24 protein-coding genes and 1 pseudogene are annotated in these 24,170 nt (G+C 72.5%); 14 read left to right on the top strand and 11 right to left on the bottom strand.

From position 1 onward, the window contains the following. Positions 1–20: 20 nt before the first annotated feature. Positions 21–1,414: pseudogene (locus tag ABZS51_RS26685) on the bottom strand (aminopeptidase P family protein). A 179-nt stretch (positions 1,415–1,593) separates the two neighbouring features. Between ABZS51_RS26685 and ABZS51_RS26690 the strand changes: the two are divergent. The 5 genes from ABZS51_RS26690 to ABZS51_RS26710 all read left to right on the top strand — a co-directional run bounded on the left by ABZS51_RS26690 (position 1,594) and on the right by ABZS51_RS26710 (position 6,322). Further along, the gene (locus ABZS51_RS26690) at positions 1,594–2,022 is read left to right on the top strand and encodes a CBS domain-containing protein (protein WP_310711912.1); all 429 of its coding nucleotides are present in this window, start codon (positions 1,594–1,596) and stop codon (positions 2,020–2,022) included. A gap of 40 nt (positions 2,023–2,062) precedes the next feature. Then, positions 2,063–2,581: a hypothetical protein gene (locus ABZS51_RS26695; protein WP_355446244.1), complete on the top strand. Its 519-nt coding sequence runs from the start codon at positions 2,063–2,065 to the stop codon at positions 2,579–2,581. 59 nt (positions 2,582–2,640) lie between these two features. Then, complete coding sequence (locus ABZS51_RS26700; RefSeq protein WP_355446247.1) at positions 2,641–3,669, top strand: endo alpha-1,4 polygalactosaminidase; 1,029 nt, start codon at positions 2,641–2,643, stop codon at positions 3,667–3,669. A gap of 86 nt (positions 3,670–3,755) precedes the next feature. Next, the gene (locus ABZS51_RS26705) at positions 3,756–4,583 is read left to right on the top strand and encodes a cyclase family protein (protein ID WP_355446250.1); all 828 of its coding nucleotides are present in this window, start codon (positions 3,756–3,758) and stop codon (positions 4,581–4,583) included. After that, complete coding sequence (locus tag ABZS51_RS26710; protein WP_355446253.1) at positions 4,580–6,322, top strand: thiamine pyrophosphate-binding protein; 1,743 nt, start codon at positions 4,580–4,582, stop codon at positions 6,320–6,322. Before ABZS51_RS26705 ends, ABZS51_RS26710 begins: the two co-directional genes overlap by 4 nt. Before the next feature lie 15 nt (positions 6,323–6,337). On the opposite strand, the gene ABZS51_RS26715 is transcribed toward ABZS51_RS26710, so the two are convergent. From ABZS51_RS26715 to dhaK, 3 genes are read right to left on the bottom strand one after another with little or no spacing between them, the layout of a single operon-like run. Further along, entirely contained in the window at positions 6,338–6,715 is a 378-nt protein-coding gene (locus ABZS51_RS26715; protein WP_355446298.1) for a phosphoenolpyruvate--protein phosphotransferase, read from the bottom strand. Next, positions 6,715–7,371: a dihydroxyacetone kinase subunit DhaL gene (dhaL, locus tag ABZS51_RS26720; RefSeq protein ID WP_355446256.1), complete on the bottom strand. Its 657-nt coding sequence runs from the start codon at positions 7,369–7,371 to the stop codon at positions 6,715–6,717. The genes ABZS51_RS26715 and dhaL overlap by 1 nt, the downstream gene beginning before the upstream one ends. After that, a complete protein-coding gene (gene dhaK / locus ABZS51_RS26725) occupies positions 7,372–8,352 on the bottom strand; it encodes a dihydroxyacetone kinase subunit DhaK (RefSeq protein WP_355446259.1) in 981 nt (326 codons plus the stop codon). A 105-nt stretch (positions 8,353–8,457) separates the two neighbouring features. On the opposite strand from dhaK, the gene ABZS51_RS26730 reads away from it, so the two are divergent. Continuing rightward, a complete protein-coding gene (locus ABZS51_RS26730; RefSeq protein WP_310711905.1) occupies positions 8,458–9,210 on the top strand; it encodes a lysophospholipid acyltransferase family protein in 753 nt (250 codons plus the stop codon). Positions 9,211–9,229: 19 nt separating this feature from the next. Here the strand turns inward: ABZS51_RS26730 and ABZS51_RS26735 are convergent, their stop codons facing one another. Continuing rightward, entirely contained in the window at positions 9,230–10,036 is an 807-nt protein-coding gene (locus tag ABZS51_RS26735) for a serine/threonine-protein kinase (RefSeq protein WP_175599181.1), read from the bottom strand. Between the two features lie 62 nt (positions 10,037–10,098). Then, positions 10,099–11,364, bottom strand: coding sequence for an MFS transporter (locus tag ABZS51_RS26740; protein WP_355446263.1), 1,266 nt, complete (start codon positions 11,362–11,364; stop codon positions 10,099–10,101). 68 nt (positions 11,365–11,432) lie between these two features. On the opposite strand from ABZS51_RS26740, the gene ABZS51_RS26745 reads away from it, so the two are divergent. The 4 genes from ABZS51_RS26745 (at position 11,433) to ABZS51_RS26760 (ending at position 14,581) form a co-directional block, all read left to right on the top strand. Then, the gene (locus ABZS51_RS26745; RefSeq protein WP_355446266.1) at positions 11,433–12,077 is read left to right on the top strand and encodes a helix-turn-helix domain-containing protein; all 645 of its coding nucleotides are present in this window, start codon (positions 11,433–11,435) and stop codon (positions 12,075–12,077) included. A 94-nt stretch (positions 12,078–12,171) separates the two neighbouring features. Then, positions 12,172–12,981 (top strand): hypothetical protein, encoded by an 810-nt coding sequence (locus ABZS51_RS26750; RefSeq protein WP_355446269.1) that lies wholly within the window; start codon positions 12,172–12,174, stop codon positions 12,979–12,981. A 117-nt stretch (positions 12,982–13,098) separates the two neighbouring features. After that, positions 13,099–13,971, top strand: a complete 873-nt coding sequence (locus ABZS51_RS26755) for an SAM-dependent methyltransferase (protein WP_355446272.1) — start codon at positions 13,099–13,101, stop codon at positions 13,969–13,971. Between the two features lie 115 nt (positions 13,972–14,086). Beyond that, positions 14,087–14,581 (top strand): DUF6790 family protein, encoded by a 495-nt coding sequence (locus tag ABZS51_RS26760; protein ID WP_355446275.1) that lies wholly within the window; start codon positions 14,087–14,089, stop codon positions 14,579–14,581. Here ABZS51_RS26760 and ABZS51_RS26765 read toward each other — a convergent pair. From ABZS51_RS26765 to ABZS51_RS26785, 5 genes are all read right to left on the bottom strand, one after another. Further along, positions 14,555–16,702, bottom strand: a complete 2,148-nt coding sequence (locus ABZS51_RS26765) for an excinuclease ABC subunit UvrA (RefSeq protein WP_355446278.1) — start codon at positions 16,700–16,702, stop codon at positions 14,555–14,557. The genes ABZS51_RS26760 and ABZS51_RS26765 overlap by 27 nt on opposite strands. Positions 16,703–16,903: 201 nt before the next feature. Continuing rightward, positions 16,904–18,103: a cytochrome P450 gene (locus ABZS51_RS26770; RefSeq protein ID WP_310711897.1), complete on the bottom strand. Its 1,200-nt coding sequence runs from the start codon at positions 18,101–18,103 to the stop codon at positions 16,904–16,906. Further along, positions 18,100–18,873 (bottom strand): VOC family protein, encoded by a 774-nt coding sequence (locus ABZS51_RS26775; RefSeq protein WP_355446281.1) that lies wholly within the window; start codon positions 18,871–18,873, stop codon positions 18,100–18,102. The genes ABZS51_RS26770 and ABZS51_RS26775 overlap by 4 nt, the downstream gene beginning before the upstream one ends. Next, positions 18,870–19,709, bottom strand: a complete 840-nt coding sequence (locus ABZS51_RS26780) for an SDR family NAD(P)-dependent oxidoreductase (RefSeq protein WP_355446284.1) — start codon at positions 19,707–19,709, stop codon at positions 18,870–18,872. The genes ABZS51_RS26775 and ABZS51_RS26780 overlap by 4 nt, the downstream gene beginning before the upstream one ends. Continuing rightward, positions 19,706–19,957, bottom strand: a complete 252-nt coding sequence (locus tag ABZS51_RS26785) for an acyl carrier protein (RefSeq protein WP_310711892.1) — start codon at positions 19,955–19,957, stop codon at positions 19,706–19,708. The genes ABZS51_RS26780 and ABZS51_RS26785 overlap by 4 nt, the downstream gene beginning before the upstream one ends. Positions 19,958–20,142: 185 nt before the next feature. Between ABZS51_RS26785 and ABZS51_RS26790 the strand changes: the two genes are divergently transcribed. Genes ABZS51_RS26790 through ABZS51_RS26805 form a run of 4 tightly spaced genes read left to right on the top strand, consistent with a single transcriptional unit; the run spans position 20,143 to position 24,074 of the window. After that, positions 20,143–20,574 (top strand): nuclear transport factor 2 family protein, encoded by a 432-nt coding sequence (locus ABZS51_RS26790; RefSeq protein WP_355446287.1) that lies wholly within the window; start codon positions 20,143–20,145, stop codon positions 20,572–20,574. Then, positions 20,571–22,031, top strand: a complete 1,461-nt coding sequence (locus ABZS51_RS26795; protein WP_355446289.1) for an NDP-hexose 2,3-dehydratase family protein — start codon at positions 20,571–20,573, stop codon at positions 22,029–22,031. Before ABZS51_RS26790 ends, ABZS51_RS26795 begins: the two co-directional genes overlap by 4 nt. A gap of 7 nt (positions 22,032–22,038) precedes the next feature. Continuing rightward, the gene (locus ABZS51_RS26800; RefSeq protein ID WP_355446292.1) at positions 22,039–23,334 is read left to right on the top strand and encodes an activator-dependent family glycosyltransferase; all 1,296 of its coding nucleotides are present in this window, start codon (positions 22,039–22,041) and stop codon (positions 23,332–23,334) included. Beyond that, positions 23,331–24,074, top strand: a complete 744-nt coding sequence (locus ABZS51_RS26805; RefSeq protein WP_310711888.1) for an SDR family oxidoreductase — start codon at positions 23,331–23,333, stop codon at positions 24,072–24,074. Before ABZS51_RS26800 ends, ABZS51_RS26805 begins: the two co-directional genes overlap by 4 nt. Positions 24,075–24,170 lie beyond the last annotated feature (96 nt).

Here is a 24,170-nt window from a genome sequence, read left to right on the forward strand (position 1 = left end):
CGAGGGCCGGAGAACCGGCGTCACCGCAGCAGCGCGGCCATCCAGGTCTCGACCTCGTCCGACCGGCGGGGCAGGGCGCCGGACATGAGACGGGCGCCGTCCGCCGTGATCACCAGGTCGTCCTCGATGCGGACTCCGAGCCCCCGGAACTCCTCCGGCAGCGTGAGGTCGTCCGGCTGCAGGTACAGGCCCGGCTCGACGGTCAGGACCTGTCCCTCCTCCAGCACCCCGTCCAGGTACGTCGCGGCCCGCGCCCGCGCGCAGTCGTGGACGTCCAGGCCCAGCATGTGACCGCTGCTGCACAGCGTGTACCGCCGGTACAGGCCCGACTCCATGAGCGCGTCCACGGGTCCTTCAGCAGTCCCCACTCCCGCAGCCCCTCGCAGACGACCCGCATCGCGGCCAGGTGGAAGTCGCGGAAGCGGGCCCCGGGCCGCAGCGCCGCGATCCCGGCCTCCTGCGCCTCGTACACCAGGTCGTACACCTGCCGCTGCACCGCGCCGAAGCGGCCCGACAGCGGCAGCGTCCGCGTGACGTCGGCCGTGTACAGCGAGTCCGTCTCGACGCCCGCGTCGAGCAGCAGCAGGTCGCCGTCGCGCAGCCGCCCGTCGTTGCGGATCCAGTGGAGCACGCAGGCGTGCGCGCCGGAGGCGACGATGCTCTCGTAGCCGACGGCGTTGCCCTCCAGCCGCGACCGCAGCCCGAACACGCCCTCCAGGTAGCGCTCCCCGCGCGGGTGCCCGAGCGCCGCCGGCAGGGCGCGCACCACGTCCTCGAAGCCGCGCGCCGTGGCGTCGACGGCCGACTGCAGCTCGCCGACCTCCCACTCGTCCTTGACCAGCCGCATCTCCGCCAGGAACGACTCCAGCTCCGCGTCGCCCTCGCCGGGCGGCACCAGCCCGTCCACCCGGGGGTCCACACCGCGCAGCACCCTGGCCGGCCCGCTGAGGACGAGGTCTCTCATGTGCGCGCACTCCACCTGGTACAGCAGCGCCGCCTCCGCCAGGTCCGGCCGCCGTCCCACCCAGAACTCGCCGTAGCGCCGGTCGCGGTAGAACTCCTCGCCCTCCTCGCGCGGCGAACGCGGCCGCACGTACAGGGTGGCCTCGCCGGACGGCTCGACGACGAGCACGTCGTCCGGCTCGCCCGCGCCCGTCAGATACGCGTACGCGCTGTGCGGGCGGAACCGGTGGTCGCTGTCGTTGCTGCGCGTCTTCAACGTCCCGGACGGCACGACCAGCCGCTCGCCGGGGAACCGGGCCGCCAGCGCGGCGCGGCGCTTGGCGGCCCAGGGCGCCACCGGCAGCGGCTCGACATCGGCGCGCCGGGTGTCGGCCCACCCCGTCCGCATGAACGCCGCCAGCTCCTCTGTGACGGGCAGGTCGTGGCTTCCGGTGTTGAGCTGTTCGGTCATCGGCGCGGGTCCTGACGGCTGGTGCGGGCGGCCCCCCGGCGGGGAGGGCCTCTGGTACGGCACGCAGCCTACGACAACCCTTGACGGTCTCCCCACCGGGTTGCTTGCCTGGTAAGACATCCCGTCCGGGCGATTGGCCGCCGCGAGCGACGGGTAACTTGAGAGCCGAGGTGGTGCAGATGCTCATCAGGACGATCCTGCGCAACAAGGGCAACAAGGTGACCACCGTGCCGCCTGATGCGACGGTGCGCGAGCTGCTGGCGGCGCTGGCCGAGTACAACATCGGAGCCGTGGTGGTCTCCTCCGACGGCGTGACGATCACCGGGATCGTGTCCGAACGGGACGTGGTGCGTCACCTGCACGACCTGGGCGCCGACATCCTGGAACGCCCCGTGTCCGCGATCATGACGTCGGAGGTGCGGACCGTCGGCCTGGGCGACAACGTCGACGAGCTGCGCAGGACGATGACGACCCACCGGTTCCGGCACGCGCCCGTCCTCGACGAGGGGCGGCTCGCGGGCATCGTGAGCATCGGCGACGTGGTCAAGAGCTCCATCGAGGAGCTGGAGACCGAGAAGGCGTCGCTGGTCGACTACCTTCACCGGTGACGGAGCTCCCGCCCGTTGACACGGGTGGGACGCTTGTCCGGTGATGTACGGACCTGATCACCCGGGCGACCATCCACGGGCGTCGAGCAGTCCGGTGGTCATCCTGCTGGTGTCGGGCCTGACCGGGTTGGTGGGGTTCGTCATCGGGTTCCTGGCGGGGTTCGGCGCGACGGGGACGGCGGCCGAGCCGGCGCCGCGCATGACGGTGCGGTTCGAGGAGCCGTCGGAGACGCCGCCCACGACCGTCCTGGAGTCTCCCGGGCAGGCCCGGGAGACGCCCCGGGCGGATGGCACTCCGGAGGCGGGCGCCATGAGCCCGGGGGCGGTCGGCGCGGGGCGCACGCTCGTCGTGGGCGTGGACATCCAGCCCGGCACGTACAGGACGGCGGGCCCCGCCGAGGGGCAGCCCATGTGTTACTGGGCGCGGCTGCGCAGCACCGTGGCGCAGCCCTCCGAGGTCATCGCGGCCGACATGCCGCGCGGCCCGGCCACCGTCGTCATCGCCCCGACCGACAAAGCCTTCCAGACCGGTGGCTGCGCCGACTGGACCCCCGCCTGATGTCGGTCTTTGATCAAAATGGTTGCAGCCCCCGTGGGAACCCACGAGCCTTACTCGCCATGCGCAAGAATTCGATCTTCGTAACGGCCGCTCTGGCCGGTGCTCTCGCCACCACCGGCCTCACCGGTGGCATAGCTCAGGCCGCGACCGGCCAGACCCCCGGGCCGGCGGCCGTCAAGGCCGCCCGCACCCCGCAGCCCACCCGGACGGCGGCTCCCAGGCCGAGCCGGACGGCGACGCCGAAGCCGACCGTGACCCGGACGGCGACGCCGAAGCCGACCGCCACCTCCAAGGCGACGTCCCCGGCCGCCTCGCTGCCCGCGCCCGTGGCGTGCGCCGGCTGCTGGAAGCCCGCCGTCGAGACGAGCTGGCAGTGGCAGCTCTCCTCCCTGCCGACCAAGCCCTTCCTCGACGTGCAGATGTACGACATCGACGGTTTCGAGGCCAAGAGCGGCGCCATCGTCAAGGAGCTCAAGGCCGACAAGCCCGGCCGGGGCGTGGTCTGCTACATCAGCGCCGGCTCGCGGGAGGACTGGCGTCCCGACGCCGCGAAGTTCCCCGCGTCCATTCTGGGCAAGGAGGTCGACGGCTGGAAGGGCGAGCGCTGGCTCGACATCCGCCAGTACGACGGCCCGCTCGGCGACATCATGAAGGCCCGCCTGGACATGTGCAAGGCGGCCGGGTTCGACGCGGTCGAGCCCGACCTCGTCGACGGCTTCGAGAGCGACACCGGCTTCCCGCTCAAGGCCTCCGACCAGCTCGCCTACAACACCTGGTTCGCCAACGAGACGCACAAGCGCGGCATGTCGGTCGCGCTCAAGAACGACATCGAGCAGATCCCGCAGCTCCTGCCGTACTTCGACTTCGCGGTGAACGAGGAGTGCTGGTCCAACAGCGAGTGCACCACCGCCCAGAACGGCGGTGACCACGGCTACGACCAGTTCGTCAAGGCCGGCAAGGCCGTCTTCCAGGTCGAGTACGACCTGGCCACGAGCAAGTTCTGCGCCCGGTCGAACGCCCAGAACTTCAACTCCCTGCTCAAGGACCTGGACCTCACCGCCAAGCGCACCGCCTGCCGCGGCAGGTAGCGCTCCGGACCCGACCGGCCCTGGCTGCTCGACCCGGGCGTGGCCCGCGTAGGAGGATGCAGCCAGGCCACCTCGAGGAGGACGACATGCCGGTGCTGCGGAGTCTCATGGAGAGCGTGCGCGACGGGAGGATCGAGGTCGTCGACCTGACCGCGCCCCTGTCCGAGGACACGCCGATCCTCCGGTTGCCGGAGCCGTTCGGCAACACGATCCCGTTCCGGCTGGAGGAGATCAGCCGCTACGACGACCGCGGCCCGGCCTGGTACTGGAACGACATCCACACCGGCGAGCACTCCGGCACGCACTTCGACGCGCCGATCCACTGGGTGACCGCCCGCGACGGCCAGGACGTCTCCCAGGTGCCGCCGCGCAGCCTGCTCGCCCCGGCGGTCGTGCTGGACCTCTCCGCCGAGGCGGGCAAGGACGCCGACTTCCTGCTCCAGATCGGCCACGTCAAGGAGTGGGAGCGGGCCAACGGGCCGCTGCCCGACGGCGGCTGGCTGCTCTACCGCACCGGCTGGGACGCGCGGTCGGGCGAGCAGGGCGCGTTCCTCAACGCCGACGAGACCGGGCCGCACACGCCGGGCATCTCGGTGGAGTGCGCGCGCTGGCTCGCCGAGGAGACGCCCATCCTCGGGCTGGGCGTCGAGACCGTCGGCACGGACGCGGGCGCGGCGCACTCCTTCGACCCGGCGTTCCCGTGCCACGCGTTCCTGCTGGGCGCCGGCAAGTACGGCCTGACCCAGCTCCGCAACCTCGACCGGCTGCCGGTCACCGGCGCCGTGGTGATCGCCCCGCCGCTGCCCATCGTCGGCGGCTCGGGCAGCCCGGTCCGCGTCCTCGCCCTCGTCGAGCACGAGGCGGGACAGGACGAGCGGGCGGGACAGGACGAGCGGGCGGGGCAGGCGGGGTGATCGTCGCCGAGGCGGTGGGGCGGACGCTCGCCTCGCTGGGCGCCGAGGCCGTCTTCGGCGTCGTCGGGAGCGGCAACTTCCACGTCACCAACGCCCTCGTGGAGCACGGCGCCCGCTTCGTCGCCGCGCGGCACGAGGGCGGCGCGGCGACGGCCGCCGACGCCTACGCCCGCACCAGCGGCAAGGTCGGGATCCTGTCGGTCCATCAGGGGCCGGGCCTGACCAACGCCATGACGGGCGTCGCCGAGGCCGCCAAGAGCCGCACCCCGCTGGTCGTGCTGGCGGGCGAGGCCACGGACGCCCGTTCCAACTTCCACATCGACCAGGACGCCCTGGTCCGGGCCGTCGGCGCCGTGCCGATGCGGGTCTCCTCCGGCACCGACGCCGTCGAGCAGACCGTCAACGCCTTCCGCGCCGCCCGGGAGGACCGGCGCACCGTCCTGCTCAACCTGCCGCTCGGCGCGCAGACGGACGTCGTGCCGTGGCGGGGGCCGCTGGGGGAGTTCCTCGACCAGATCGTCTCCGCCGGGCGGGCCGCCGCGTCCGTCCCGCTCCTGCCGCACGCCGTGCCGGGCGCCGGTGACGTCGAGGAGCTGGCCGGGCTGCTCGCGGCGGCGCGGCGGCCGGTGTTCGTCGCCGGCCGCGGCGCCCGGCACGCCCGGCGCGAGCTGGAGGAGCTGGCCGGCCTCACCGGCGCGCTGCTGGCCACCTCCGCGGTCGCGCGCGGCCTGTTCCGCGGCAACCCCTGGGAGCTGGACGTGAGCGGCGGGTTCGCCACGCCGCTGGCCGCCGAGCTGATCCGCGGCGCCGACCTCGTCGTCGGCTGGGGCTGCGCGCTGAACATGTGGACCACCCGCCACGGCACTCTCATCGGCCCGGACACGGTGCTCGTGCAGGTGGACCTCGACGACGCCGCCATCGGCCTGCACCGGCCCGTACGGCTCGGCCTGACCGGCGACACGGCCGCCACGGCCCGCGCCGTGATCGCCGCCGCCACCGTCTCCGGGGAAGTCGCCGTCTCCGGACAAGTCGCCTTCTCCGGGGGAGTCGCCTTGTCCGGGGAAGGCGACGACGAGGGGTACGGGTACCGTTCGCCGGAGCTGGCCCGGCGCATCGCCGCCCAGGGCCGCTGGCGCGACGTGCCGTACACCGACGAGGGCGGCGGCGGCCGGATCGACCCGCGCACGCTGACCATCGCCCTGGACGACCTGCTGCCCGCCGAGCGGACCGTGGCCGTCGACTCGGGCAACTTCATGGGCTACCCGTCGATGTTCCTGGATGTGCCCGACGAGCGGGCCTTCTGCTTCACGCAGGCGTTCCAGTCGGTCGGGCTCGGGCTCGCCACCGCCATCGGGGCTGCCGTCGCCCGGCCCGACCGGCTGACCGTCGCCGCCCTCGGCGACGGCGGCGCGCTGATGAGCGCGGCCGAGCTGGAGACCGTCGTGCGGCTCGGGCTGCCCATGGTGGTCGTGGTGTACGACGACGAGGCGTACGGGGCGGAGGTGCACCACTTCGGGCCGCACGGCTACCCGCTCGACCTGGTGACCTTCCCGCCGGCCGACCTGGCGGCGATCGGCAGGGGGTACGGGTTCGAGGCCGTCACGGTGACCGGGCGGGCGGACCTGTCAGGCGTCGCACGATGGCTGGAGGGGGCCCGGGAGCGCCCTCTGCTGGTCCACGCCCGGGTGACCCGGGATCGGGCTTCGTGGTGGCTGGAGGAGGCGTTCAAGGGCCATTAGCGCGCCCGGCCGCCCTCAGCGCAGCTTCCTGAAGCCGCGGGCCTCCTCGGCCGCCTCCAGCACCGCGTCCAGCGGCAGGCCGGCGCTCGCGGCCACCGCCGCCGCGATCGCGCCCTCCACGAACGGCACGTCGGCCAGCACCGCCCGGCCCGGCTCCTCCACCAGGCGCGCTGTGAGCACCGAGCTGCCCAGGTCGGCGATCAGCACCAGACCGTCGCCCTGGTCGGCGGCGCGCATCGCCCGCTCCACCAGGTCCACGCTGGTGCCCAGGCCGCCGTCCTCGGTGCCGCCCGCCGCCGCCACGGGCGTCGAGGCCCCGGCGATGCCGCGTGCCAGCGCGGCCGTCTCCTCCGCCAGCCCGGCGCTGTGCGCGACCAGAACCAGCCCGACCATCACGCGCCCTCCCGTCTCGCCGCCACGGCGGCCAGCGCGCCCATGATCAGTGCCGACGACGCCGCGCCCGGGTCCTCGTGCCCGACGCTGCGCTCGCCGAGGTAGCTCGCCCGTCCCTTGCGTGCCGTCATCGGCACCGTCGCCCGCGCCCCCTCCGCCGCGGCGGCCGCCGCCCGCGCCAGCGCCTCCGGCGTCTCCACCGCGTCCCGTACGGCCTCCGACAGCGCGCGGGCCGCGGGACCCAGCGCGTCGATCATCGTCTTGTCGCCCTCGGCCGCCTTGCCCAGCCGCTCCACCGCCATGACGCCCGTCCCGAACGCCTCGGCGAACCCGGCCGGCGTCACCGGGTCCGCCAGGGCCTTGCCGATCTGCCGGAGCGCCGAGCCGTACAGGGGGCCGGAGGCGCCGCCGACGCGGCGGATCAGCGTCGAGCCGGCCGTCATGAGCGCCTGCGCGGGCGAGTCGGGCGGCGACTCCCGCAGCGCCCGGAGGACCTCGGTGAAGCCGCGGTCGAGGTTGGTGCCGTGGTCGGCGTCGCCGATGGCGGCGTCCAGCTCGGTCAGCCGCTCCCGGTTCCGGGCGATCTCGCCGGCCGTCTCCTCCAGCCAGGCCACGAAGAACGCGGTGTCCAGCCCCGTGCCCGCCCCGGCGCTCATTCAGCGGCCCCAGCGCAGGGCCGGCGTCTCGACCGGGGCGTCCCACAGCCGCGTCAGCTCGTCGTCCAGCCGGCACACGGTGACCGAGAAGCCCTGCATGTCCAGACTCGTCACGTAGTTGCCGACCAGCGATCGCGCCACCCGGGCCCCCTTGCCCCGCGCGTACGCCTCCACCTCCGCGAACACCACGTACAGCTCCAGCAGCGGCGTCCCGCCCATGCCGTTCACCATGACGAGCAGGTCGCCCTCCAGCGGCAGGTCACCGTGGACGGCGTCCATCGCCACGGCCGCCAGCTCCCTGGCCGGCGCGAGCGGCACCCGGCTGCGGCCCGGCTCGCCGTGGATGCCGATGCCGAGCTCGACCTCGTCCGCCGGCAGGTCGAACGTCGGCCTGCCGGCCGCGGGCGTCGTGCATGAGGTGAGCGCGATGCCGAACGAGCGGCTGCGCCGCCCGACCTCCTCCGCCACGCGCGCCACGTCGGCCAGCGGCGCGCCCTCCTCGGCCAGCGCCCCGGCGATCTTCTCCACGAACAGCGTCGCGCCCGTGCCGCGCCGCCCGGCGGTGTAGAGCGAGTCCTGGACGGCCACGTCGTCCTCGACGAGCACGCCGGTGACCTCGATGTCCTCGCACAGCTCGGCGGCCATCTCGAAGTTCAGCACGTCGCCGGTGTAGTTCTTGACGATGTGGAGCACGCCCGCGCCGCCGTCGGCCGCCCGGGTCGCCTCGATGATCTGGTCGGGCACGGGGGAGGTGAACACCTCGCCCGGGCATGCCGCGTCGAGCATGCCGTACCCGACGAAACCGGCGTGCAGCGGCTCGTGCCCCGAACCGCCGCCGGAGACCAGCCCGACCTTGCCCGCGCGCGGGCCCTCGGCGCGGCAGACCACGTGGTCGCGCACGCGCAGTCCCGGGTGCGCCGCGGCCATCCCGGCCAGGGCGTCGTCGACCAGCGACCCGGCGGAGTTGATGAGCTTCTTCATGGTGTCGAGATGTGCCCGTTTTCACCCCCCGGCAAGCGTCGTGGGGTGGTGCGGAGCACACGGTCCGGCTGCCCATCACGGGGGAACCTAGGCTACCTTCGGCACATGGCTGAGATCGTGTACCCGCCGGTGATCGCCGCCGCGCGGACCCTCTTTCGCGTGCTCGACTACCGCTTCCATCTCGAAGGGACCGAGCACGTGCCGCGCACCGGGGGAGCGGTGCTGGTGAGCAACCACATCAGCTACCTCGACTTCATCTTCGCGGGGTTCGCCGCGGTGCCGTCCAGGCGGCTGGTGCGCTTCATGGCCAAGCAGGACGTGTTCGAGCACCGGATCTCGGGGCCGCTGATGCGCGGCATGCACCACATCCCCGTCGACCGGGGCGCCGGGGCCGGCTCGTACGCGACCGCGCTGCGCAAGCTCAAGGCGGGCGAGGTGGTCGGCGTCTTCGCCGAGGCCACGATCAGCCGGTCGTTCACGGTCAAGGAGATCAAGAACGGGGCCATCCGCATGGCCCAGGCCACGAACGTGCCGCTCATCCCGGTGGCGCTGTGGGGCAGCCAGCGGCTGTGGACCAAGGGCCGGCCCAAGGCGCTGACGCAGCGGCACGTGCCCATCACGATCATCGTGGGGGAGCCGATGCACCCCAAGCGCGGGGAGGACGTCAACGCGCACACGACCGACCTGCACGGCCGGCTGACGGCTCTGGTGGACCGGGCGCAGCGCACCTACCCGGAGATCCCGCAGGGCGTGTGGTGGCAGCCCGCCCATCTGGGCGGCACGGCGCCGACGCCGGAGGAGGCCGCCGCCATGGACGCCGCCGAGGCGGAGGCCCGCGCCAAGCAGGACCAGGACTAGCCGGCCGTACCGGGGGGCGCTAGATCGCGGCCTGGTAGCTGCTGGCGCGCATGCCCGCCAGCAGCCCCGCGGTCTGCTCCGGCGTGAAGCGGCGCACCGGGTCCGGGTGCAGCAGCCCCTCGATGAGCGGCCGCAGCACCCCGGCGCGGCGCGGCGGCGGGTAGCCGCCGCTGCGGGCCATGCCGAGCACCGTCGCCGCGTCCTGGCCCGGGTAGGGCGGCTGCCCCTCCACGGCGCTGTAGAGCGTGGCGCCGAACGACCACATGTCGGCCTCCTTGCTGGCCGGCCCGCCGTGCAGCCTCTCGGGCGCCATGAACGCCGGAGTGCCCCGCAGCCTGCGGGAGGTCGTCATCCGGATGTCGCCCTCGGCCGTGGCGATGCCGAAGTCGGTCAGCACCACGCGGTCGCCCGTCAGCATGACGTTGGCCGGCTTCACGTCGCGGTGCAGCACCCCGGCCTGGTGGGCGGTGCGTAACGCGGCGAGCAGGTGCTGCCCGATCGCGGCCACGGACTGGGCGGGCAGCGTGCCCACCTGTGAGAGCAGCTGGTGGAGGGAGAGCCCGTCGAGGTACTCCATGACGATCCAGAGCTTGCCGCCCTCTTCGATGAGGTCGTGGACCGTGATGATGTTCGGGTGCGTGAGGCGGGCGGCCATCCTGGCCTCCCGGAGGACACGACGGCGCACCATCTCGGCCTCGCCGGTCAGCGTCAGCTCCTTGAGCGCGACCTCACGATGGAGTAGCTGGTCGAACGCCCGCCAGACGACTCCCATACCGCCACGACCGGCCTCCTCGGTCAGGAGGTACCGTCCGCCGATCTCCCGCATGCCATCCCCTCGTTGCCCGAGGTAATCATGTCATCTCACCACAGGTCATAGTGTGCCGAAAGCTAGGCGGATGTGCGGTGAACTGAATGATCGCTGGTCAGCGGCATGGAAAATGGTTCACGCGCGACACGCCACACGAGCCCGACGCCGACCAGGCAGACGCCCGCGGACCCCAGGAACACCGCAGGCAGCCCCGCGATCTCCCCCAGGAGCCCGCCGAGCGCGGCCCCCACGGGCATCCCGCCCATCCCGACCAACCGGTACGCCGAGTTGACGCGGCCGAGCAGGGCGGCCGGGATGAGCCGCTGCCGGGTGGACACCACGAGCACGTTCGCGGCGCCGCCGGTGACGCCCCACACGACGGCGACCGGGTACAGCAGCCACCCGACGGGCACCAGCACGGGCACCAGGTACAGCAGGGCGGAGACCAGCCACATGGTCAGCAGGGTCCGGCCCTCGCCCAGCAGGCGGGTCAGCCGCTCGGCCACCAGCGACCCGGCCACGGACCCGGCGGCCAGCGCGGTCATCATGAGGCCGTAGCCCTGCGGGGTCAGCCCCACCCGCGACCCTTCGCCGACGAGCCACAGCACGAGGACGCCGAAGTAGGCGGCGCTGGCGGTGTTCATCAGGCCGGCGGAGACGGCCAGGGTTCGCAGGAAGCGGTGCCCCCAGAGGTAGCGCAGGGCCTCCGCGATGTCCCGCCCCACACCGCCCTGGCGCCGCGCCTCCCCGGTGGTGCCGGAGGCGGCCGCGACCGGGGAGTAGCGGCCGCGCATGCCCAGCAGCAGCAGCCCCGCCGCGCCGTACAGCGCCGCCGGGGCGCCGAAGACGGCCGCCGGTACGAGCGTCACCAGGACGCCGGCCAGCGGCGCGCCCAGGAAGTCGTTGCCGATCATCTGCGCGCTCACCACGCGGCCGTTGGCGGCCGTGAGCCGGTCCTGGGGCACCGTCATCGGCAGGATCGTCTGGGCGGAGGTGTCCGCGAAGACCTCCGACACCCCGGCGACCAGCAGAAGCCCCAGCATGAGCCACAGGTTCAGCAGGCCGGACACGGCCAGCGCCCCGCCCGCCGCCAGCACCGCGGCGCGGGCGACGTTGGCGAGCACCATGACGCGCCGCCGGTCCGTACGGTCGGCGATCGCCCCGGCGTGCAGCGCGAACAGCAACCAGGGCAGCGTGACGGCGGCCCCCACGAGCGAGACCTGCGTCGGCGACCGGGTCAGCGAGACCGCCAGCAGCGGCGCCCCCACCTTCAGCACGCCGTCCGCCAGGTTGGACGACGCCGTCGAGGACCACAGGAACGTGAACGCGCGCCCGAGACGCGGCATGGGGGCCTCCGGTAGTGTGTAAGGGAAAGTGTGCATAGGTTTCTTTGCAAAGATAGGTGTGCACAGCTGTGCAAAGCAAGAGCTTCTCCGCGCGGACCCTCGACGCCAAGGCGCTGAAGTCGTTCGCCCATCCCCTGCGCCTGCGCCTGTACGAGCTGCTCGACGAGCACGGCCCCTCCACCGCCACCCGTCTGGCCGCGCTCCTCGGGCTGAACACCGGCGCCACCAGCTACCACCTCAGGGAGCTGGCCCGGCACGGCATGATCGAGACGGTCCCGGAGCTGGGGAAGGGCAAGGAGAAGTACTGGCGGATCGTGCCGGGCGGCTTCTCGTACGGCACTTCGCCCGAGGACGACCCGGAGACGGCGAGCGCGCTCGAGTTCCTGCTGGACGACCTCATCCGGCAGCGTGGCGAGGAGCTGACGCGCTGGCGCGACGAAGAGGCGACCACCCCCGAGGAATGGGTGCAGGCCAGCGGCCTGGCCCGCCGATCGCTCCGGCTGACGCGGGAGGAGACGGTGGAGATGCGCGACGAGGTCATGGAGGTCCTGGATCGGTACCGCGTCATGGCGGACCGGCGGCTGGAGGGCTCCCCGGGTGAGCCGGACCCGTCGCTGGGGCATGTGGTGGTGCACTTCGACGTGCTCCCGGTGGGAGTGGGTCACGCTTCCGGCGACGCGGACCCGCCGGACAATGGCGTGAAGGGACCGTGACGGGCCCGGTGGCCGCCGGAATGCTTGATCGACTTTGTGGAGGCGGTCCTCTAGGGTGGTGCGTTCGGTCCCCCCACCCCCCAGGACGTGCCGCATGCCCCGTCGTCACCTGTTGAGCACTCCCGCCCTGCTGGTCGCGGGCGGGTACCTCGTCGTGCTGGCGGTCGCCACCGTGATCGCGTTGACCGCCGGTGACCTCGGCGTGTTGTCGCGGGTCACCCTGTCCGTGGAGGCGGGCGAGGGCGTCGCGGCGACGTGGCCGAACGTGCTCGCCCTGGTGCCGGCCGGCATGGCGGTGGCCTGGGCGCTGTGGCAGGGCCTGCGCGGGCCGCTGGCCGGTCCACCGCCCGAGCTGGACCGGGACACGCGCCGGCTGCGGGTGACGCTGTACGCAGCGGCGGCCTCCTGGCTGCTCTTCCCGCTCATGTCGTCCTGGCCCTGGTGGGCGGCGGTGCTCGACACCGTGGTGATGTCGGTGCTCGTGCTGCGGTTCCACCCGGTGCTGGCACGCAACCTGGCGCATGCCGATCGCGTGCGGGCCGTGGGCGTGGTGGGGTACGGAGGTACCGCCGCCGCCGCGCTCCTTGATGTCCTGGACGTTCCCGTGCCGGGCCTGCTGCCCGTGATCTGCGGCCTGGCCGCTCTGATCTGGACCGTGCTGGTCCTGCGGGCACAGCGGCGGGACGGCCGCTGGCAGCCCGCCACGGTCCGGTACGGCATCGTCTCTGTGGTCCTGGCGCTGGCTGCCCCACTGATCGGCCTGCTGCCCTTCGGCCCGGCCACCCTCTTGGACGCCGCCGCGGTGATCGGCGGCGCCCTGGGGATGGTCTGGCTGGCCCGCTCCGCCCACGACCTCGCCGATCCGCGCCACCAGCCGGCCCCGCACCCGTCCACCGCGATGTGAAGGCGACGGCCGTGGGCCGGAACGCTTAGCGTGCCCGTCTCATCACACTGGGTATGGGCAACGTAAAGTGTTTGCTACAGTACGGTGAGTGTCCGAGCCCTCTCCGTAGGAGCCCGCGTGCCCGACGCCCCCGCCGTTCTCGACCCGGACCTGGACCTCGCGCTCCGGCTCGACCTCGACGTCGTCCAGTCCGGTGACGTCGCGGCCGCCGTCAGGGCTCAGGAGTGCGCGCTGCCCGAGCCGATGGTCGCCGATCCGTACGCGCACCTCTTCGTCGACGACACCGTCCAGAGGAGGACACGGGCCCTCGACCTGATCGGCATGACCCGGGGCGCCGTGGCCATCCGGGGGCGGCTCGGCGACGAGGTGATGGCCGGGGCCGTGGCGCGCGGGGTGCGCCAGGTGGTCGTGCTCGGTGCCGGGTGCGACACCCGTGCGTGGCGCTGTTACCTGCCCGCCGACCTCGTGCTGTTCGAGGTGGACGGCGATCCCCGGCGGCAGCGCGCCAAGGTGCGCATGCTGGCCGCCGCCGGCGCCCGCGCGCACCGCCATCACCGGCTGGTCACCGCCGACCTGTCCCGGCCGTGGTGCGGCCACCTGCTGGAGGCCGGGTTCGACCCCGGGGTGGCCACCCTCTGGCTGGCCGAGGGGCTGACCTACTTCTTCGGCGACACGGCTCTCGAGCGGCTGGCCTGCGACGTCTCGGCCCTGTCGGCGCCGGGCTCCGTGCTGGTGGCCGACGTGACGGGGCCCGGCTACTACACCGCCGGCTACGGCGACCGGTTCGTCGCCTACATGCGGACCCTCGGCGCGTTCAACGGGCCCGTCGATCCGTACCGCTGGCTGAGCCCGCACGGGTGGCACGTCGACACCTACGACAGCGGGATGCTCGCCAGCGGTCTGTGCCCGTGGCTGCCCGGCCCCGTGCCGGACCGGCTGCTGCGCTCCCAGTACGGCTTCCTGTACGTCCACGCGCGGCTGGATTCCTAGCCCGGGGTCCGGACCGGCGGGGGCACCGGCGTCACGCCTTCCCCGGCGACCGCGCTCCCCGACACGCCTGGCCCGGTGCGACGTCCCTGGCCAGCGGTGTTCGTAGGGTGCTGGTATGGGGTTCTTCGTCGTCACGTTCCTGGGCCTGGTGGTCGGCGCGCTGGTTCACACGCTGCTCGACCGGGCCCCCGGGCGGCGCACCCGGCCCCGCGTGATCGAGCTGTGGCTGCTGTGGTTCGTGGCCGGCGGCGGCGTGCTGTCCATGATCGGCGGGCTCGGGCACATCGGCCCCTACGCGCCGCAGGTCGCCGCCAGCATCGGGTGGGCGCACAGCCCCTTCCAGTGGGAGGTGGGGTGGGCCGACATCGCCGTCGGGCTCATCGGGTTCCTGAGCATCTGGAACCGGGGGTCGTTCATGACCGCCGCCGTGATCGCCATGGCCGTCCTCTACTGGGGTGACGCCATCGGCCACGTCATGCAGTGGGCCGCCCACGGCAACACGGCGCCGAACAATGTCTGGACCATCCCGACGGACACGCTGCAGCCGCTGATCAGCGTCGTCCTGCTGATCCTGTACCGGCGCTCAGGCCGGGCGGCCGCCGTTCAGTGACGCGCGCAGGCACTCGGCGGTCAGCGAGTTCCGGGCCTCCAGCAGCCCGAGCGGCGTCCCCTCGAACATGACCTCCCCGCCGGCGCTGCCCCCGCGCGGGCCCAGGTCGATGATCCAGTCGGCCTTCTTCACGACGTCGAGGTTGTGCTCGATGACGATGACGGTGTTGCCGGTGTCCACGAGGTGGTCGATGACGGCCATGAGGCTGTCGATGTCTGACATGTGCAGGCCGGTGGTCGGCTCGTCCATGACGTAGACGGTGCCCTTCTTGCCCAGCTCCGTGGCCAGCTTGATGCGCTGGCACTCGCCGCCCGACAGCGTGTTGAGCGGCTGGCCGAGCTGGAGGTAGCCGAGCCCGACGTCCACGATCGACCGGAGCGTCTCGGCGATCCGCGGCTCCCGGAAGAAGTCGGCCGCCTCGGCCGCGCTGAGCGCCAGCACCTCGCTGATGTCGCGCCCGCGCAGCTTGTGGCGCAGGACCTCCTCGGTGAACCGCTTGCCGGAGCACACCTCGCACAGGGTGATCATGGGGTCCATGAACGCCAGGTCGGTGTAGATGACGCCCTCGCCCTGGCAGGCCGGGCAGGCGCCGGAGGAGTTGAAGCTGAACAGGGAGGCGCTGACCCGGTTGGCCTTGGCGAACAGCCGCCGGATCTCGTCCATGATGCCGGTGTAGGTCGCCGGGTTGGAGCGCCGGTTGGTGGTCACGGCCGACTGGTCGATCATGACCGCCGAGGGGTGCTGATCGCGGAAGACCTTGTGGATCAGCGTGCTCTTGCCGGAGCCGGCGACGCCGGTGACGACGGTGAGCACGCCGGTGGGGATCTCGACGGTGATGTCCTTGAGGTTGTGCAGCGAGGCGTTCTTCACGGCCAGGTGCCCGGTGGGCCGGCGGAACTCCTCCTTGATCGGGAGCTGCTTGCGCATGCAGGCGCCGGTGAGCGTGTCCGCCCGGTGGAGTCCCTCGATGTCCCCCTGGTAGACGATCTCGCCGCCGTGGCGGCCCGCCTTGGGGCCGAGGTCGATGACGTGGTCGGCGATCTCGATGACGTCGCGGTCGTGCTCGACCACCAGCACGGTGTTGCCCTTGTCGCGGAGCTGCCGCATGAGGGTGGTGAGCTTGTTGACGTCGTGCGGGTGCAGGCCGATCGTCGGCTCGTCGAAGATGTAGGCGACCTCGACCAGGGAGCTGTTGAGGTGGCGGATCATCTTGATCCGCTGGGACTCGCCGCCGGACAGGGTCGAGGTCTCGCGGCTGAGGGTGAGGTAGTCGAGCCCGAGGTCCACCATGTGGCCGAGCCGTTCGAGCAGGTTGTCGCGCAGCGTCGTCACCCGGGTGGAGCTGATCTCCCTGACGGCCTCCATCAGGTCGCCGATCTCCAGCGCGGAGAACTCGGCGATGTTGCGGCCGTTGATCCGGCAGCTCAGCACCTCCTTGTTGAGCCGCCGGCCGTCGCAGGTGCGGCAGGGCGACACCGACACCACGCGTTCGAGCGCGGCGCGGTTCTTGGCGCTCATCTCCTCGGGGCTCTTGCGGATGTAGAGCCGGTCGAACTTGGGGACGAGGCCCTCGTACTTGGAATTGATCTGCCCGCCCTGCCATTCGAGCGGGACGGACCCCTCGGCGCCGTGGAGCAGGGCGTCCCATTCTTTGTCGGTGTAGTCGCGGAGTTTCTTGTCGACGTCGAAGAGGCCGGAATTGGCGTACAGCTTCCAGAACCAGCCGCCGACCGCGAACGCCGGATGGTCGATGGCGCCCTCGCCGAGCGAGCGGGACCTGTCGAGGAGCTTGTCGAGGTCGAGCTGGACGCGCCTGCCCAGCCCCTCGCAGTCCATGCACATGCCGGCGGGGTCGTTGAAGGAGAAGGAGTTGGAGTAGCCCACGTAGGGCTCGCCCGCGCGGGAGAACAGCAGCCGGAGCAGCGCGTACAGGTCGGTGATGGTGCCGACCGTGGAGCGGGAGTTCCCGCCGATCCGCTTCTGGTTGATGATGATCGCGGTGGACAGGCCCTCGATGGTGTCCGCGTCCGGCTGCCCGTACTTGGGCAGCCGGTTGCGGACGAACGCGGTGAACGTCTCGTTGAGCTGACGCTGGGATTCGGCCGCGATGGTGTCGAACACCAGCGACGATTTTCCTGAACCAGACACGCCGGTGAAAACGGTTATCTCATGTTTGGGCACCTCGACCGAGATGTCCTTGAGGTTGTTCTCCCGCGCCCCGTGAATGGTGATGTACTTCGGCTGCATACAGGTCCCCGCCTCTGGTGAAATGGCCTCCTGTTCACGCTAGAGGAGAACCCGGTCACATCCTGACCGCATATTTCAGCGCGGCCGTAACCAGGCGGGCAGCTCGGTGAGCCGGGCGGTCTGCGATCCCTTCCGCCCCCAGCGCAGGTCCTCGAACGGCACCGCGAGCCGCGCGCCGGGGAAGTCCTCCCGCAGGACGCTGATCATGACCCGAGACTCCAGCTGCGCCAGCTGCTCGCCGATGCAGTAGTGGGCGCCGTCGCCGAACGTCAGCCGCCGGCTCGCCGGGTCCGCCCGGTCGGCGTTGATGCCCTCGATGTCGATCAGGACCGGCGCGCCCGGAGGCAGCAGCGTCCCGCCGAGCACCACCTCCTGCGCGGCGAAGCGCCACAGCGTGTACGGCACGGGCGGGTGCTCGCGCAGCATCTCCTCCACGAAGGTCCCCGGGTCGGCGTCGGGGGCGAGGTGCCCGGCCAGGGTCTCGGCGAGCAGGAACCCGAGGAAGGACCCGGTCGTGTCGTGCCCCGCGAAGATCAGCCCCATGATCATGTAGATGAGCTTGTCGGGCGGCACCTCGCCGAACTCCGCCACGGCCCGCTCGTACAGGACCCTGGTCATCGTGTCGGCCGTGCCCTCGATCGCCGAGCCGACCGCCTGGGACAGCAGGTCCTCCAGGGCCGAGGTGTCGTACTCGGCGTCGCTCGCGGTGCCCAGCGCGAGCGCCTTCATCGCGCCGACGGCCTTCCTGGCCATGGCCGGGTCGGTCACCGGCACGCCCAGCAGGTCTGAGATGACCAGCAGGGGGAAGTTGTAGGCGAACCCGTCGATCAGCTCGGCCGGCGTACCCGAGGCATCGGAGGCGTCGGCCAGGTCGGTGAACAGGTTGCGGGCGATCGTCGTGACGCGGTCCGCCGAGGCGGCCAGCCGGCGCGGGTTGAAGGCGGGGGCGTGCACGCGGCGCAGCCGCCGGTGGTCCTCGCCGTCCACCGCGATCAGGGTGAACGGCCGGTACTCGGGGGCGGGGCTGTCGAGCCCGTCCTCGATCCCGTGCCACGCCTCCGGCGCCAGCCCCGGATCCTTGACGAACCGGGGGTCGGCCAGCACCGACTTGGCCAGCGTGTAGTCCGTGACCACCCACACCGGGCCGCCCGCGGGCGCCTGCGCCCGCACCAGCGGGCCGCCGGCCCGCAGCTGGTCGTGCACCTGCGGCTTCTCGCGCATCGACTGCATCGGGCACTCGAACGGATTGACCTCGACCACGGGCTCGGCGCTCATGACAGCACCGAGAACCCGGCGCCGTGCGGGTCGAGCAGGTCGGCCCGGCGTCCCAGCGGCGTGTCGGAGGGCGGGTTCTCCACGGAGCCGCCCAGCTCGACGGCCCGCCGCGCCGTCTCGTCGCAGTCGGCGACGCCGAACGTGACCGCCCAGTACGGCCGGACCGCCCCGGTCTCGCCCAGCTTCCGCACGCCGCCCACGGTCCTGCCCTCCACCTGCCAGACCGTGCCGCCCGCGCCGGGGGCGGTGGTCAGGCCGAGCGTGTCGCGGTAGAACGACGCGGCGCCCTCCGCGTCCGTGGTGACCAGCTCCACCCAGCGCACCGAGCCGGGCCGCCCCATCACGTCGGCCCCCTGCATCGCCATCGGCTCCCACACGGCGAACGCGGCGCCCGCCGGGTCGGCGTAGACGGCCATCCGGCCCAGTCCCATGACCTCCATCGGCGTCATGATGGTCTCCCCGGCGGCCTTCGGCACCCGCTCGTCCAGCGCCTCGGCGTCGTCGGTGGTGAAGTAGACGGTCCAGATGGCCGGCATGCCCTGCTGCTGGTCGGGGCCGTAGGGGCGGTGGTACGGGGTGTCGATCTGGTGGTAGGCCACGGCCGCGACCAGCTTGCCGTCGTGGTGGAAGGTCGTGTAGCCGCCCGCCTCGGGCTCGCTGATCTCGGTCGCCGTCCAGCCCAGCAGCCCGGTGTAGAACGCCACCGAGGCCGCCACGTCCGGCGAGCCCAGGTCGAACCAGGACGGCGAGCCGGGAGCGTATGTGGTCACAATGATTCCCTTTCACTGATGGCGGCGGCGCTGGCGTCCCAGAGCCGCGCGGCGAGGTCGGCGCCGGCCGTCGGGCCCTTCACCGGGTGCGGCCGCCGGTCCATGTAGTAGCCGCCGGGCGCGATCCCGTCGGCGGGGGCCGTGGCCAGCCACAGAAGCGTGTCCGCGGCCCGGTCGGGCGTGCGCAGCAGCGGGTTGAAGCGGAAGTACCAGGACGCGATCGTGCCCCGGCCGATGAGCGTGCGGACCTCGCCGGGATGGAAGCTGACCGCGAGCACGTCGGGCCAGCGCCTGGCGGCCTCCGCGGCGAACAGGATGCCGGCCTGCTTGGACGCGCCGTACGCCCGGCCCGCGCCGTAGCGGCCGCGCTCGGCGTTGAGGTCGTCCGGGTCCAGCCGGCCGGTGGTGTACGCGTCGGAGGAGGTGACGATCAGCCGCCCGCCGGCCAGCCGGTCGCGCAGCAGGTGCGCCAGCAGGAAGCCGGACAGGTGGTTGACCTGGATCGTGCTCTCGAAGCCGTCGGCGGTGAGCGTGCGCGTCCGGAACATGCCGCCCGCGTTGCTCGCCAGCACGTCGATGTGCTCGTAGCGGCCGCGCAGGTCCTCGCCGGCCGCGCGGACGTCGTCGAGCCGGGCGAAGTCGGCCCCCAGCCCGTACGGCCGGACCCGGCCGACCTCGGTCAGCTCGCTGACGACGGACCTGAGCCTGGCCGGGTCCCGCCCGACGGCGACCACGTGGGCCCCGCGCCGGGCGAAGCCGACGGCGGCGGCGCGCCCGATCCCCGAGGTGGCGCCGGTGACCACCACCGTGCGGCCGGCCAGCTCCCGGGCCGTCACGCCCGTCCCAGCTCGCCGACGAACTCCACGAGCTCCTTGGGGGTGGTGATGTCCCCGAGCTCGCTGTCCGGCAGCTTGCGCCCGCACGCGCGCTCCACGTGGTGGACGATCTCCAGGAGCGCCAGCGAGTCGTAGCCGAGATCCTCGAAGGTCCTGGTCTCGAACCCGTCGACCAGCTCGATCGTGTCGTCGTCGCCCGCGACCTGCCGCATGATCTGCTTCAGCTCGCCGAGACTGAACTGGGTCATCTTCCCGCCTCTTCGTCGTCGGCTGTTTCCGGGGGGCGGCGGTCCGCCCGCGATCAGCTTGGCGACGCTCCGTGCAGTCGCGCTGGAACGGCGATGGACTATCGCTTGTCAGGCGCCCCTCCAGCCGCGGACGGGATCGTGAGGCCGCACGACCGACTCGCGGAGGGCAGGCCGAGATGAACGCGGTGAACGCTGTGAACGCACAGCAGAACGAGGCTCAGTACGTCGAGGCGCAGCACTTCTACGCGCGCCAGATGCAGCTCCTGGACGCGGGATCGACCGACGAGTGGGCCGCCACGTTCACCGAGGACGGCGTCTTCGAGGTCGGCGGCACCGCGGTCCACGGCTCCGGGGAGATCGCCAAGGCGGCCCGCAAGGTCGCGGACGAGTTCGCCGCGGCGAAGATCGTCCGCAGGCACTGGATCGGGATGCTGACCGTGACCCCCGAGGGGGAGGGACTGACGGCCCGCAGTTACGCCCTGGTGCTGGAGATCCCCGACGGCGGCGACGTCGTGGTGAGGCGCAGCACCGTGTGCACCGACCGGCTGGTCCGGTCGGACGGCGGCTGGCGGGTCAGGCACCGCCGGGTGAGCCGGGACGGGCTGGACCCCGCATGAGCGGCGCCCCGCCCACCTACGCGATCCGGTCCCGGCCCAACGGGCGGCTGACGGCCCGCATCGCCCGGTCCATGCTGGCCGGCGACGGGCTGGAGACGTTCTGGTCCTGGTACACCGAGCGGGCCGCGCGCAGCACCCACCGCGTCACGCGCGTCCCCCTGGACGAGCTGGCCGGATGGACCCGCGACCCGGAGACGGGCGACCTCGGCCACGACAGCGGCAAGTTCTACAGCGTCACCGGCATCGACGTGCACATCCCGGGCGCCCCGGTGCCGCGCTGGAGCCAGCCCATCATCGTCCAGCCCGAGGTCGGCATCCTCGGCATCCTGGTCAAGGAGTTCGACGGGGTGCTGCACTGCCTGATGCAGGCCAAGTTCGAGCCGGGCAACGCCAACGGGCTGCAACTGTCGCCCACGGTCCAGGCCACGAAGAGCAACTTCCAGCGGGTGCACCGCGGCAAGGCGGTGCCGTACCTGGAGTTCTTCCGCGACAGCGCGCGGCACGGGGTGCTCGCCGACGTGCTCCAGTCGGAGCAGGGCGCGTGGTTCTACCAGAAGCGCAACCGCAACATGATCGTCGAGGTGGACGGCGACGTCCCGGTGGGCGAGAACTTCATCTGGCTCACCCTGGGGCAGCTGCACCGGCTCCTGAGCGTGGAGAACCTGGTCAACATGGACACCCGCACGGTGCTGTCCTGCCTGCCGTTCACCAGCCAGGACAGCCATCCCCTGATCGTCGTCCCGGAGGACGACTTCCACCAGGCGCTGGTGCGCTCGTGCAGCGCCGTGGAGGGCAGCCTGCACTCGATGCCGGAGATCCTCAGCTGGATCACCGGCATCAGGGCGCAGTCGGAGGTGGTCACCCGGGTCACGCACCTGACGCGCGTGCCCCGATGGCACCGGGCGGACGGGGTCATCGCGCACGAGAGCGGCCTGTTCTTCCGGGTGATCGGCGTGGACGTGGCCGGCGGCTCGCGGGAGGTCGCCTCGTGGAGCCAGCCGATGATCGAGCCGTCGGGCAACGGCATCGTGGCGTTCGTCGCCCGCCGGATCGACGGGGTGCTGCACGTCCTCGTGCACGCCCGCGTCGAGCCCGGCTACGTCAACGTGATGGAGCTGGCGCCCACCGTGCAGTGCACCCCGGGCAACCTGGGGGCGCTGCCGCCCGAGGCCCGCCCCCGGTTCCTGGACGTCGTGCTGAACGCCCCGCCCGAGCTGGTGAGGTACTCGGTGGCGCTGTCGGAGGAGGGCGGCCGCTTCTACAACGCCGTCAACACGTACGTCGTGGTCGAGGCGGACGTGGACGTGGTGGACGGCGCCGACTACCGGTGGATGACCCTGCACCAGCTCGCCGAGCTGCTCCGGCACAGCAACTACCTCAACGTGCAGGCCCGCAGCCTGGTGGCCTGCCTGCACAGCCTCTCCTCGCCGTCCGTCGCCGCCCAGGTCCGAAGGTGAGATGCCGATGCGTGTCCTGTTCACCACGTTCGCCGCGCCGTCCCACTTCTACGCCCAGGTCACCGTGGCCTCGGCGCTGCGCACCGCCGGCCACGAGGTCGTCGTCGCCAGCCAGCCGGACCTGGCCGACACCATCGCGGCCGCGGGCCTGCCCGCGGTCTCCGTCGGCCCGTGGCTGGAGCTGGAGCCGGAGACGCAGAAGGCCACCTCCAGCTTCTCCGACGACCGCAACCTCGGCGGGCTGGCCATGAGCAACTCCCGCCACGACCCGTTCCCCTGGGAGCACGCCATCGGCATGTTCAGCGCGATGACGGCGTTCGTGTTCCAGAACGTGTGCGCCGAGCCGATGGTGGACGACCTCGTGGCGCTGGCCCGTGACTGGAGGCCGGACCTGGTGATCTGGGACCCGCTGACGCTGGCCGGGCCGGTGGCGGCCCGGGTCGTCGGCGCCGCCCACGCCCGGCTGCTGTTCGGGCCCGACCAGATGGGGCGCAACCGTATCCGCTTCCGCGAGATGCTCGACCGGCGGCCGCCCGAGCTGAGGGACGACCCGCTGGCCGAGTGGCTCGACTGGACGCTCGGCCGGCACGGCGAGCGGGTCCGCGAGCACGACGAGGAGCTGGTGCTCGGCCAGTGGACCATCGACCCGACCCCGGCCTCCCTGCGCATCCCGCTCGACCTGCACTACGTGGGCGTCCGCTACGTGCCCTACAACGGGCGCTCCGTCCTGCCCGGCTGGCTGCGGGAGCCGCCGCCGTACCCGCGGCGGATCTGCCTGACGCTGGGCGTGTCGCTGGGCGAGGTCGAGGACGGCGGCACGGTCGCCGCGGCCGACCTGCTCGCCGCGGTGGACGGGCTGGACGTCGAGGTGGTCGCCCTGCTGCCCGCCGACCTGCGCGAGCGGCTGGGCACGCTGCCGGCGAACGTGCGGGCCGTCGACTTCGTGCCGCTCAACGCGCTGCTGCCGTCGTGCGACGCGATCGTGCACCACGGCGGCTCCGGCACGTTCATGACGGCGCTCGCCCACGGCGTCCCGCAGCTCATCGTCCCCGACATGATGTGGGACTCCATGGAGAAGGCCACGGGGCTGGCCGCCTGCGGGGCCGGCACGTACATCGAGGACCAGGACAAGCTGTCGCCCGAGCGGCTGCGCGAGCGGATCCTCGGGCTGCTCGACGACCCGTCCTACGCCGCCGCGGCGGCGCGGATGCGGGCCGAGGTGGTCGGCACGCCGAGCCCCAACGACATCGTTCCGGTCCTGGAACGGCTCACGCTGCTGCACAGGGAGGGGAAGGCCGGATGAGCGGGACGGCGATCGTCACCGGAGGCGGGTCGGGCATCGGGCGGGCCACCGCGCACGCCTACGCCGAACGGGGCTGGGACGTGCTCGTCGTCGGCCGCGACGCCGGCGCGCTCAAGGAGACCGCGGCGGGCCACGACCGCGTGCAGCCGTTCAGCGCCGACCTGACGGACAGCGGCGCGCCCGAGGCCGTGGCCGAGGCCGCCAGACAGCGCTTCGGCCGCGTCGACGTGCTGGTCAACAACGCGGGCGCGGGCGTCTTCGGCGCGCTGGGCGGCCTCGACCGGGCCCAGGTGGAGGCGCAGGTCGCGGTCAACCTCGTCGCGCCGGTCATGCTCACCCAGGCCGTCCTCGACGATCTCGCCGCCACCGGGGGAGTGGTGGTCAACGTCAGCTCGGCCGGCTCCCTCGGGCTGCGCTCCTGGCCGCACAACGCGGTGTACGGGGCCACGAAGGCGGGCCTGGACGTGCTGACCCGGTCCTGGGCCGTCGAGCTGGGGCCGCGCGGGATCCGGGTGGTCGGCCTGGCCCCCGGGATCGTGGACACGGCCGCCGGGGTCCGGGCGGGGATGTCCGAGGAGGACTACGCCGCGTTCCTGGAGGGGATGCGCGGGCGGATCCCGGCCGGGCGGGTCGGGCGGCCGGAGGAGATCGCCTGGTGGATCGTCCAGATCACCTCCCCGGAGGCCGCCTACGCCAGCGGCACGGTGTTCGCCGTCGACGGAGCCCTCTCGGTGACCTGAGGCCGGAGCACCCTGAACGGCCGCAGCTCGCTGCAGATCGACAACGGCGGCACCCGCGACGCGGTCGTCACCATGGTCAAGGGCGGCTCGAAGACG

This window comes from Nonomuraea sp. NPDC005501, from assembly GCF_040605905.1.
In the GTDB taxonomy this organism is placed as follows: domain Bacteria; phylum Actinomycetota; class Actinomycetes; order Streptosporangiales; family Streptosporangiaceae; genus Nonomuraea.